The organism is Pseudomonas syringae group sp. J248-6, from assembly GCF_032586995.1.
Classification (GTDB): Bacteria; Pseudomonadota; Gammaproteobacteria; order Pseudomonadales; family Pseudomonadaceae; genus Aquipseudomonas; species Aquipseudomonas amygdali.
This window is the reverse complement of the sequence record NZ_JAWHOP010000031.1, coordinates 21,103-32,884: the sequence shown is the minus strand read 5'-3', so window position 1 is coordinate 32,884 and position 11,782 is coordinate 21,103. Positions and strand designations below refer to the sequence as shown.

The 11,782-nt window shown below is 59.0% G+C and carries 9 protein-coding genes; 8 read left to right on the top strand and 1 reads right to left on the bottom strand.

What is annotated here, in order from left to right; translation table 11 throughout:
- Nucleotides 1-468: 468 nt before the first annotated feature.
- Complete coding sequence (locus RYC17_RS25100) at nucleotides 469-2,910, bottom strand: penicillin-binding protein 1A (RefSeq protein ID WP_371875224.1); 2,442 nt, start codon at nucleotides 2,908-2,910, stop codon at nucleotides 469-471.
- A 209-nt stretch (nucleotides 2,911-3,119) separates the two neighbouring features.
- Between RYC17_RS25100 and RYC17_RS25095 the strand changes: the two genes are divergently transcribed.
- The 8 genes from RYC17_RS25095 to RYC17_RS25060 all read left to right on the top strand — a co-directional run bounded on the left by RYC17_RS25095 (nucleotide 3,120) and on the right by RYC17_RS25060 (nucleotide 11,446).
- On the top strand, nucleotides 3,120-4,184 hold the full coding sequence (locus tag RYC17_RS25095) for a pilus assembly protein PilM (RefSeq protein WP_002551652.1): 1,065 nt from the start codon (nucleotides 3,120-3,122) through the stop codon (nucleotides 4,182-4,184).
- On the top strand, nucleotides 4,184-4,783 hold the full coding sequence (locus tag RYC17_RS25090; protein WP_004654254.1) for a PilN domain-containing protein: 600 nt from the start codon (nucleotides 4,184-4,186) through the stop codon (nucleotides 4,781-4,783). The genes RYC17_RS25095 and RYC17_RS25090 overlap by 1 nt, the downstream gene beginning before the upstream one ends.
- A complete protein-coding gene (pilO, locus tag RYC17_RS25085) occupies nucleotides 4,780-5,403 on the top strand; it encodes a type 4a pilus biogenesis protein PilO (protein ID WP_002551654.1) in 624 nt (207 codons plus the stop codon). The genes RYC17_RS25090 and pilO overlap by 4 nt, the downstream gene beginning before the upstream one ends.
- Nucleotides 5,400-5,927 carry a type 4a pilus biogenesis lipoprotein PilP gene (pilP, locus tag RYC17_RS25080; RefSeq protein WP_002551655.1) on the top strand — a complete coding sequence of 176 codons (528 nt, stop codon included), beginning with the start codon at nucleotides 5,400-5,402 and terminating at the stop codon, nucleotides 5,925-5,927. Before pilO ends, pilP begins: the two co-directional genes overlap by 4 nt.
- 47 nt (nucleotides 5,928-5,974) lie before the next feature.
- Nucleotides 5,975-8,080, top strand: coding sequence for a type IV pilus secretin PilQ (pilQ, locus tag RYC17_RS25075; protein WP_005743117.1), 2,106 nt, complete (start codon nucleotides 5,975-5,977; stop codon nucleotides 8,078-8,080).
- Between the two features lie 4 nt (nucleotides 8,081-8,084).
- Nucleotides 8,085-8,603, top strand: coding sequence for a shikimate kinase AroK (gene aroK, locus RYC17_RS25070; RefSeq protein ID WP_058399805.1), 519 nt, complete (start codon nucleotides 8,085-8,087; stop codon nucleotides 8,601-8,603).
- A 115-nt stretch (nucleotides 8,604-8,718) separates the two neighbouring features.
- A complete protein-coding gene (gene aroB / locus RYC17_RS25065; RefSeq protein WP_044322855.1) occupies nucleotides 8,719-9,822 on the top strand; it encodes a 3-dehydroquinate synthase in 1,104 nt (367 codons plus the stop codon).
- A 10-nt stretch (nucleotides 9,823-9,832) separates the two neighbouring features.
- On the top strand, nucleotides 9,833-11,446 hold the full coding sequence (locus RYC17_RS25060; RefSeq protein WP_058408267.1) for an SPOR domain-containing protein: 1,614 nt from the start codon (nucleotides 9,833-9,835) through the stop codon (nucleotides 11,444-11,446).
- The last annotated feature ends 336 nt before the right edge of the window (nucleotides 11,447-11,782 follow it).

Sequence of the window (11,782 nt, the reverse complement as noted above, 5' to 3'; positions counted from 1 at the left end):
ACGCTCTGCGTCACAAATCTGCGCGGCACCGCTGAATCAAAAGAGGACGCGGAGCGTCCAGAACGGCATGCGACGCGAAGCGTCGCACGATAGTTGAGATTAACGGGATAGTTGGGATTATCGTTCCTCACGCTCCAGCGTGGGGATGCCTTGGGTGACGCTCTGCGTCACAAATCTGCGCAGCGCCGCTGAATCAAGAGCGGACGCGGAGCGTCCAGAACGGCATGCGACGCGGAGCTTCGCACGATAGTTGGGATTAACAGGCTAGTTGGGATCATCGTTCCTCACGCTCCAGCGTGGGCATGCCTTGGGTGACGCTCCGCGTCACAAATCTGCGCGGCACCGCTGAATCAAAAGAGGACGCGGAGCGTCCAGAACGGCGTGCGACGCGGAGCGTCGCACGATAGTTGAAATGATCGTTCCTCACGGTCCATGTGACGCACTGCGTCACCTACCTGCGCAGTGCTATCAGAACAAGTCGATCGGTGCTGACTCATCCGCTGGCAACGGGCTGCCCGGTGCGCTGCTGCCGCCCAGTTCGTTGACGCTTGGCGGTGTGTCTTCGCTTTTGAACAGTTCGAAGAATGCGTTCGGCGTGCTAGGTGTGGCAGCGCGGCCGCTCAGTGGGTCTACACGCAGGCTGAGAATGCCTGGCGGTTCGGCCTGCTGATGCGGAGGCTTGTCCTTGAGCGCAGCGCTCATGTAGTCCATCCAGATCGGCAGGGAGACCGTACCGCCAAATTCATGACGACCAAGGCTTTCAGGCTGATCGAAGCCGCTCCACACGGTCGTCACGTAGTCCGCGTTGTAACCGGAGAACCACGCATCCTTGGAGTCGTTGGTGGTACCGGTCTTGCCAGCGATGTCCGGCCTGTTCATCGAAAGGGCGCGCCGCCCGGTGCCGCGCTTGATTACGTCCTGCAGCATGCTGTTCAGAATGTAGGTCGTGCGGCCATCTACAATGCGCTCTGCAACGGCGGGCGCTTGCGGCTGGGCCGGTGTGCCCGGTGGGCCTGCGACCACGCTCGGGCTGTCATGCACGGCAAAGGTCGATGTATTGGGCGCAGTATTGACGTCGTTGGCCGGTACGCTTGGCGGGTTGGCGACGAACAGAGTCTGGCCGTCACGGTTCTCGATGGTCTGGATCAGATAAGGACTGACCTTATAACCGCCGTTGGCAAAGGTGGCCCAGCCGGTGGCGATTTCCATCGGGGTCAACGTAGCCGTACCCAGTGCCAGCGACAGGTTGCGCGGCAAGTCCTGCTTGGAGAAGCCAAAACGGGTGATGTAGTCGATGGTGCTGTCGATGCCGAGGGCCTGGAGCAGGCGGATCGATACCAGGTTGCGAGACTTGTACAGCGCCTCGCGCAGGCGGATCGGGCCAAGGAAGGTGTTGGTGTCATTTTTCGGACGCCATACCTTGTCCAGATACTCGTCGACGAACACGATAGGTGCGTCGTTCACCAGACTGGAGGCGGTGTAGCCGTTATCCAGTGCAGCGCTGTAGATGAACGGTTTGAAGCTGGAGCCCGGCTGACGCTTGGCCTGCATGGCGCGGTTGTAGTTGCTCTGCTCGAAAGCGAAGCCGCCGACCAGTGCACGAATGGCACCGTTTTGCGGGTCAAGCGAGACCAGAGCGCTCTGCGCGACGGGAATTTGACTGAATTTCAGCGAGCCGTCGTCCTGGCGCAGCAGACGAACGAGGTCGCCCACCTTCGCAACATCGCCTGGCTGCTTCGGATTCGCCCCCAGACTGTTGGTATTCAGGTAAGGCCGCGCCCACTTCATGGTGGCCCAGTCGACGGTTTCTTCTTTCTCGCCGTTGCGGGTCAGAACGCGCAAGCCGGTCTTGTCGACCTGGGTCACGATGCCGGGCTCGAGGCCGTTGATCATGCGTTGTTTGGTCAGTTCCTGTACCCAGTTGGCGCGGGTCATGCCCGGGAAGCGGCTTTCCGGGCCGCGATAGCCGTGGCGCTGGTCGTAATCTATCAGGCCCTGCTGGATGGACTTGTTGGCGTGTTCCTGAAGGTCGCTCGGCACCGTGGTAGTGACGCGGAAGCCCTCTGTATAGGCCTCGCTGCCGTAACGGCCGACCATTTCGGCGCGTGCCATTTCAGCAATGTACGGCGCGTTCACTTCCGGCGTTGGCACGTGATAACTGGCGTTGAGCGGTTCGTTCAAGGCTGTCTGGTAAGCGGTCTGGTCAATCTTGCCCAAGCGGTACATGCGGCCGAGGATCCAGTCGCGGCGTTCCTTGGCGCGGGTCGGGTTGGCCAGCGGGTTGAAGCGTGACGGTGCCTTGGGCAGACCGGCAATCATGGCCATTTGCGCAAGGCTTACATCGCGAATCGATTTGCCATAGTAGACTTGCGCCGCCGCTTCGATTCCGTAGGCGCGGTTACCCAGATAAATCTTGTTGACGTACAGCTCGAGAATCTCGTCTTTGGTAAGTTGGCGCTCGATTTGCAAGGCCAACAGAATCTCGGTGGTTTTGCGTGAAAAGCTTCTTTCGCTGGTCAGGAAGAAGTTTTTCGCGACCTGCATGGTGATGGTACTGCCGCCTGACTGAATATGGCCGCTTTTTACCAGTTGTGTGGCAGCGCGCATCAGGCTGCTCGGGTCGACGCCGTAGTGATTGGCGAAGTTATCGTCTTCGGCCGATAGCAGGGCGTTGATGAAATTGGGTGGAATTTCCGCGAAGCGAATCGGCGTGCGGCGCATCTCGCCAAACTCGGCAATCAGCTTGCCGTCGCTGCTGAATACGCGCAGGGGGATTTGCAGTTGAATGCTTCGCAGCGCTTCAACCGATGGCAGGGTCGGGCTCAGGTAGAGAAACGCGCCACTCAGGCCAAGCAACAGCGAGCAGAATACCGCGACGAGGGACCACCAGAAAAACTTCAGCAGGCGTATCAAGGCTTTTGGATTTCCAGAAAAAATAATGGGTTAAGCGCAGGCATTTACAAATGAACACGCCTTGAAGCTTTCTTAAATGAAAAAATCGCTGGGCATTATAAGCATTTTTCGTCCACGAGCGTGATTTGCGCTACTGTCAAGGCTGTCGACAGTGACGTTGACCCGAAATAACTCCGTAAGTGGCGGAAACTCATAGGAATCAGGTTGTGTTCGAACTCTTCAGTAAGAAGGCCAACACCCTTCTAGGGATCGATATTAGCTCCACCTCGGTAAAACTCCTGGAATTGAGTCGTTCCGGCACTCGTTACAAGGTCGAGTCTTACGCAGTCGAGCCGTTGCCGGCCAACGCTGTCGTCGAAAAGAATATTGCCGAGCTCGAAGGGGTTGGCCAGGCGCTGTCTCGCGTGCTCGCCAAGGCCAAGACCAGCGTCAAGATTGTGGCGGTCGCCGTAGCCGGTTCCGCCGTGATCACCAAGACGATTGAAATGGACGCCGGTCTTTCCGACGACGACATGGAAAACCAGCTCAAGCTTGAGGCTGACCAGTACATCCCTTATCCGCTGGAAGAAGTCGCCATCGATTTCGAAGTGCAGGGCTACTCGGTGCGCAATCCCGAACGCGTCGAGGTATTGCTGGCTGCCTGCCGCAAAGAGAACGTCGAAGTGCGCGAGGCAGCGCTGGCGCTGGCCGGGCTGACCGCGCGCGTGGTGGACGTCGAAGCTTACGCCCTTGAACGCTCGTTCGGCCTGCTGGCTGCGCAACTGGGTAACGGTCATGACGAGCTTACCGTGGCGGTGGTCGATATCGGCGCCACCATGACCACCCTCAGCGTGCTGCATCATGGCCGGATCATCTATACGCGCGAGCAACTGTTCGGTGGCCGCCAACTGACTGACGAAATCCAGCGCCGCTATGGGCTTTCCATGGAGGAGGCCGGGCTTGCCAAGAAGCAGGGCGGGTTGCCCGACGACTATGTCAGCGAGGTGCTGGACCCCTTCAAGGATGCATTGGTGCAGCAGGTCTCCCGTTCTTTGCAGTTCTTCTTTGCGGCCGGTCAATACAACTCCGTGGATCACATCATGCTGGCAGGCGGCACGGCTTCGATTTCAGGGCTGGAGCATTTGATTCAACGACGCATTGGCACCCCGACGATGGTCGCTAACCCGTTTGCCGACATGGCCCTGAGCTCCAAGGTCAATGCCGGGGCGCTGGCCAGTGACGCTCCCGCGTTGATGATCGCGTGCGGTCTGGCGTTGAGGAGCTTCGACTGATGGCGCGGATCAACTTATTACCGTGGCGCGAAGAGCTTCGCGAAGAACGTAAAAAACGCTTCCTGACCGCGCTGGTCGGCGTGTTGGTGGTGTCAGTCGGTATCCTGTTTCTGATTGATCGTTACGTCAGCAATGCCATAGAGCATCAGATGGCGCGCAACGCATTTGTGCAGACGCAGATCGCTCAGCTCGATATACGCATCAAGGAGATCAGCGACCTGAAGGCGCGTCGTAAACAGTTGCTTGAGCGCATGAAGATCATTCAGGACCTGCAAGGCAACCGCCCGATCACGGGGCGTGTATTCGATCAACTGGCGCGCACTCTTCCGGATGGCGTTTATTTCTCGCAGGTCAAAATGACCGACAAGCTGATTGCCATCAGTGGCGCTGCCGAATCGAATAACCGGGTTTCCGACCTGATGCGTAACCTTGAAGCCTCTGACTGGCTGGAAGCGCCGAGCCTGACCGAAGTGAAGGCCACGACGGCGGGAGCCGTGGATCAGGCCAACGTGTTTCAGTTGACAGTGCGTCAGACCCAGCCGCCGGTTGCCGCGGCTGCACCCGCTGCAACCACGCCCGCTACAGGAGCCAAGCCATGAATATGTCTGAATGGCTGGAAGGGCTTCGCAAGGTTGACCTGAGCGAGCTGGACCTGAACAACCTGGGTTCCTGGCCCGCAGCGGTCAAGGCCATTGCCGGCGTGCTGGTCGCGGTACTGATTTTCGCACTGGGCTACTTCTTCTTTATTCAGGACCTGGAAACCCAGCTGGAAAGCGCACAGAACAGTGAGGTGACGCTCAAGGAGCAGTTTTCCAACAAGGCCTTCCAGGCTGCCAACCTTGAGCCTTACAAGAAGCAGATGGAAGAAATGGAAAACACCTTCGGTGCTCTGCTGCGGCAATTGCCCAGCGACACCGAAGTGCCTGGCTTGCTTGAGGATATAACCCGGACCGGGCTGGGAAGCGGGCTTGAGTTCGAGGAAATCAAACTGCTGCCCGAGGCGGTCCAGCAGTTCTACATCGAGCTGCCGATACAGATCACGGTAGTCGGTGGTTATCACGACCTGGCGACCTTCGTCAGCGGTGTCGCCAGCCTGCCGCGCATCGTCACGCTGCATGATTTCGAGATCAAACCGGTCGACCCGAAGGTGCCGACCAAGTTGCGCATGAGCATTCTGGCCAAGACCTACCGCTACAACGATGAAGGGCTGAAGAAATGAGGGCGGCGCGATTGCTGTGCGTCAGTGTGGTTATGACAGGGTTGGCCGGTTGCGGTAATGACAATGATTTTGCCGACCTGTCGGCGTTCATGGATCAGGCCAGAGCGCGCCCGAGCGGCACTATCGAGGCCCTGCCGAAGTTTCGTCCGTATGAAGCGTTCACCTACAACGCCTCAACGCTGCGCAGTCCTTTTCAGCCGCCGGTCAAGATCGACCTGCTCAACCGCCAGAAGGGCTCGCGGCTGGTAGCTCCGGACGAGCACCGGGTCAGGCAGTTCCTGGAAGGGTTCAATATCGAGTCGTTCGAGATGGTCGGCACGATTGGCAACGAGTCAGGGACATTTGCCCTGCTGCGCGGTGCCGGAGGCGTTCATCGCGTCAAGGTGGGCGATTACCTGGGCCGTAACAACGGCCGGGTAGTGTCAATCGGTGATGCGCAGGTAGATGTCATTGAAATTGTTCCTGATGGAGAGGGGGCCTGGCTGGAAAGGCCGCGCACTATCGCCCTCAAAGAACGCTCATGAAGTGGGCAAGGCCAAGTATGCACAGTAGCGCTCAACGGAAATTGATCATGACCCGGATTTTCTCGATTATCGGCGTGTCGTTATGCATCGCGATGCTTTCGCCGGTTCTCCAGGCTGCCAACCTAAAGACTCTGGATGTCGCCGCCCTGCCGGGTGATCGCATCGAGCTCAAGCTGGCATTCGACTCGCCGGTGCCTGCGCCGCGCGGTTACACCACGGCGCAACCTGCGCGTATTGCGCTGGACCTGCCGGGCGTGACCAGTCAGTTGGCGACCAAAAGCCGTGAACTCGGTAACGGTAACGCACGCAGCGTGGTCGTTGTACAGGCTCAGGACCGCACGCGGGTAATCATTAACCTGACCACGCTTTCGCCCTATAGCTCCCGCGTCGACGGCAACAACCTGTACGTGGTTATCGGTCAGGGCGCAGCCGCTGCGCAGGCTTCCCAGCCAACCACCGCGATGGGCGCGCAACGGGTAGCGGTGCCGCCACCCACTCCGGCATCTGCCAAACCGTTTATCCCTGCGGGCGTCAAGGCCATCAGGAATGTCGATTTCCAGCGCGGCGAGCTGGGTGAAGGCAATGTGATCATAGACTTGAGCAACCCCGGCATTGCCCCGGATATTCAGGAGCAGGGCGGCAAGATCCGTGTCGACTTCGCCAAGACCCAACTGCCCGAACCGCTGCGCGTCCGGCTGGACGTCAAGGACTTCGCCACGCCGGTGCAGTTTGTCAGTGCGTCGGCTACGGGTGACAAGGCCAGTATCCTGATCGAGCCGTCGGGTGCCTTCGACTACTCGGCGTTTCAGACCGAAAACAAGCTGACCATCAGTGTGCGGCCGTTGACCAATGAGGATCTGGACCGCCGCGCCGCTGACAAACCGGTGTACACCGGTGAAAAGCTGTCGCTGAACTTCCAGGACATCGACGTACGCTCGGTGCTGCAACTGATTGCCGACTTCACCAACCTCAATCTGGTAGCCAGCGACACGGTTCAGGGCGGTATTACCCTGCGTCTGCAGAACGTGCCATGGGATCAGGCGCTGGACCTGGTGCTGAAAACCAAAGGCCTGGACAAGCGCAAGGTCGGCAGCGTCCTGCTGGTCGCGCCCGCCGATGAAATTGCTGCCCGCGAGCGTCAGGAGCTTGAATCGCTCAAGCAGATCGCCGAGCTGGCGCCCCTGCGTCGCGAACTGCTGCAGGTCAATTACGCCAAGGCTGCCGATATCGCCAAGCTGTTCCAGTCGGTGACCAGCGCCGAGTCCAAGACCGACGAGCGTGGTTCGATCACTGTGGACGACCGGACCAATAACATCATTGCCTATCAAACCCAGGACCGGCTCGACGAACTGCGTCGCATCGTCTCGCAACTGGACATTCCGGTGCGTCAGGTGATGATCGAGGCGCGCATCGTCGAGGCCAACGTCGATTACAACAAGCAACTGGGTGTGCGCTGGGGCGGCTCGACCAACACCAGCGGCAATGGAAAATGGACAACCTATGGCCTTGATAATAATGGCGATGAGGCAGGTAACACTGGCAGCAACGTGACCTCCAACGTGCCGTTTGTCGATATGGGCGCATCTGGCGCAACCTCCGGCATTGGCCTGGGCTTCGTCACCAACAATACGTTGCTGGACCTTGAACTGAGCGCGATGGAGAAGACCGGTAACGGTGAAATCGTCTCCCAGCCCAAGGTAGTCACTTCCGACAAGGAAACCGCCAAGATCCTCAAGGGCACCGAGATCCCGTATCAGGAATCCAGCTCCAGCGGTGCAACCACGGTGAGCTTCAAGGAAGCCTCGCTGTCGCTTGAAGTAACGCCGCAGATCACGCCGGATAACCGCATCATCATGGAGGTCAAGGTCACCAAGGATGAGCCGGACTACCTGAATGCGGTGCTTGGCGTACCACCGATCAAGAAAAACGAGGTCAACGCCAAAGTGCTTATTTCCGATGGCGAAACCATCGTCATTGGTGGTGTGTTCTCAAATACGCAAAGTAAAGTTGTCGATAAAGTGCCATTTCTTGGCGATGTACCGTATCTTGGCCGGCTTTTCAGGCGCGATGTGGTATCCGAGTCCAAATCCGAGCTGTTGGTATTTTTGACTCCGCGTATCATGAACAACCAGGCGATTTCTGTGAGTCGTTGATTTTGTGCGAAATTTAATACTTGTGGGGCCGATGGGTGCTGGCAAAAGCACCATCGGCCGTTTGCTTGCCAAAGAGTTGCGACTGCCGTTCAAGGATTCCGACAAGGAGATCGAGTTGCGCACGGGTGCCAATATCCCGTGGATCTTCGACAAGGAAGGTGAGCCGGGTTTCCGTGAGCGCGAGCAGGCCATGATTGCCGAGCTGTGCGAAGCCGATGGCCTGGTTCTGGCCACCGGTGGCGGCGCCGTCATGCGCAGTGAAAACCGTCATGCGCTGCGTGCCGGTGGGCGCGTGGTGTATCTGCATGCCTCCATAGAACAGCAGGTCGGGCGCACCGCGCGTGACAGAAATCGTCCTTTGTTGCGTACCGCCGATCCGGCCCGGGTGCTGAGCGAATTGCTGGCTATCCGCGACCCGCTGTATCGGGAAATCGCCGACGTGGTGATTGAAACCGATGAGCGGCCACCCCGAATGGTGGTTCTCGAGATATTGGCGCGCCTTGCAGAGCTTCCTCCCCGTTAAAGCGCAGGCGAAAATGCGCTATTCTCGTCGACCAGCAAAACAGCGACGGTGCATGGCCTTGCGTCATGACCTGCTGAAGCACAAACCGTCCAACCGGTAATCAATGTGGGGACACATGCAGACACTTAAGGTCGAGCTTGGTGAGCGTAGCTACCCGATCCATATTGGCGAAGGCCTTCTGGATCAGCCAGAGCTCCTGACCCCGCATATCGTCGGGCGTCAGGTGGCTATCGTTTCCAACACGACAGTGGCACCGCTGTATCTGGAGCGTCTGACGCAGACCCTGGCCGGTTACAACGTTCTTCCGATTGTTCTGCCCGATGGCGAGGCGTTCAAGAACTGGGAAACCCTGCAGACCATTTTCGATGGCCTGCTGACCGCTCGTCATGATCGTCGCACTACAGTCATCGCCCTGGGTGGCGGTGTGATTGGTGACATGGCCGGGTTTGCTGCCGCCTGTTATCAGCGCGGCGTGAATTTCATCCAGATCCCGACCACGTTGCTGTCCCAGGTAGACTCATCGGTGGGCGGCAAGACCGGCATCAATCATCCGTTGGGCAAGAACATGGTGGGGGCCTTCTATCAGCCAAGCGTCGTGCTGATCGATACCACCTCGCTCAATACCCTGCCCGAGCGTGAACTGTCCGCCGGGCTGGCAGAGGTCATCAAGTACGGCCTGATCTGCGACGAGCCGTTTCTGACCTGGCTTGAAGAGCACGTCGACGCGCTGCGCGGGCTGGATCAGGCAGCGCTGACCGTGGCCATCGAACGCTCCTGTGCGGCCAAGGCGCTGGTGGTCGGCGCCGACGAGCGTGAGTCCGGTGTTCGCGCCACATTGAACCTTGGTCACACATTCGGTCACGCCATCGAGACGCATATGGGCTATGGTGTCTGGCTGCATGGCGAGGCGGTAGCTGCCGGTACGGTCATGGCGCTGGAAATGTCCTCGCGTCTGGGCTGGATCAGCACGCAGGAACGGGATCGCGGTATTCGCCTGTTTCAGCGCGCCGGGCTGCCGGTGGTGCCACCACAGGACATGACGGAAGACAATTTCCTCGAACACATGGCGATCGACAAGAAAGTCATCGACGGTCGCTTGCGTCTGGTGCTGTTGCGCCAGATGGGTGAAGCGGTTATCACGGACGATTATCCAAAAGAAGTATTACAGGCCACCCTGGTTGCGGACTATCGCGCCCTGGTGGATCAGCTTAGAGGTTAACGGAAAACCCATGACTAGTTTGCATGCCGACGAGGCCTTCCTCGGCCATTATCAGTTGAGTCATGACCCCTTTGCGGCGCGGGTACCTGGCTTCAAATTCTTTCCTGCCCAGCGCAAGCCTGTACTGGGTCAGCTTCATCATCTGGCGCGTTACAGCCAGTTGTTGCTGGCAGTGACCGGGCCGCAGGGCAGCGGCAAGACCCTGCTGCGTCAGGCGCTGGTAGCAAGCACCAACAAGCAGTCGGTGCAAAGCGTCGTGGTTTCTGCACGCGGCGCTGGCGATGCGGCAGGTGTGCTGCAGCAGGTTGCTCAGGCGCTGAGCGTTGCCCAGGCTGAAATGCAGGCGATCCTGTCGCAGGTCGTGCAGCTCGGGCTGACCGGCCAGGAAGTCTACTTGCTGGTTGACGATGCGGAACAACTGGGCGATTCGGCGCTCGAAGCGTTGCTGGGTCTTGCTGCGGGAACGCCTGAAGGGCGTCCGCATGTATTCCTGTTCGGAGAGCCATCGCTGCTCGATCGTCTCGATCAGATGTGTGCCGACCTGCAGGGCGATGTCGAAGGCGAACGCTTTCACGTCATCGAGCTGCAACCCTATACGGAAGAGGAAACCCGGGAGTATCTGGCTCAGCGTCTGGAGGGTGCAGGGCAAGGAATCGCGTTGTTCACTGCCGACCAGATCACCGATATTCATGAACAGTCCGATGGCTGGCCTGGGGCAATCAACCAGGTAGCCCGCGATTCAATGATCGAGGCGATGATCGCGAGTCGTTCTGCGGTCAAGCGTCCAAGTGTGGGGTTTAACATGCCGAAAAAACACGTATTGGCCTTGGGTGCCGTCGTCATAGTGGCCGTGGCAGCAGCAGTGCTGATCCCCGGTCGCGGTGACAAAACGGGCACGCCAGCCAATGCCCCTGCTTCTGCTCAGGCGCAATTGCCGCTGGGCGAGGGCAAGCCAACTGCTCAGCAATCGAACAACGGTAGCCCGGCCATCGAGTTCGCGGGCAATTCCCAGCCGATGCCGCTGCCGATGAATGGCAACTCGCAACCGGTGATGCGCGGCCCGCTGGCTGAAGCGGCCGGGTCGACTGATTCCGACGAAGACGCGGTGCCGACAGGTTCGCCTGCCCAGCCGCCGACCGTGACCACCACTGCGCCGCCTGCGGGCGTGCCCGCCGGTCAGGCTGCTGCCCAGACGCCACGCTCGTCTATTCCTGCGCCAGCCGCCAAGCCAGCGCCTGCACCTGCACCTGCTCAGGTCGCCACAGCCAAGCCAGCTCCGGCCCCGGCTGCCAAGCCTGCGGAAAAACCTGCGCCAGCAGCCGCCAAACCGGCTGCCGGTAGCAATTGGTACAGCAGTCAGGCGCCAGGCCACTATGTGGTACAGATTCTGGGCACCAGCTCCGAAGCGACCGCTCAGGCCTACATCGCAGAGCAAGGTGGCGAGTACCGTTATTTCAAGAAAACCCTGCAGGGCAAGCCGCTGTACGTCATCACGTATGGCAACTTTCCTGACCGTGCTGCCGCCCTGGCAGCCATCAAGGTATTGCCAGCCAAGGTTCAGGCTGGTAAACCTTGGCCCCGTACTGTCGCCAGCGTCCAACAAGAGCTTGGTGCCAGTCGCTGAAGTCGCAGCGGCCTTATCCGGGCCGCTTCACCCAGCCAGCCTGACTTAACCCGCAAAGCGCGCCACCAGATTGGTGCGCGCCTTGCGGCGTCTGCGTTACAAGCGCTTTACAGTCTCCCGTCGCGTCAGTCAGATACTTGAAGAAATGCTTTGACTAGCACAGCGACCCGTTTTAAAACTTTCATAATTGCGACATTGATTATCAACCAGTCGTCGTTAAATTTGTTAGCCCTTGTGTCGCTGTGTACAATGACCTCCGTTTTGCCTGTCCGAAGCTGGCGCACGTTCGGCGTGACAGGTAATTGGTTGAATTAAAAGGAAATTTGCCTCGAATAG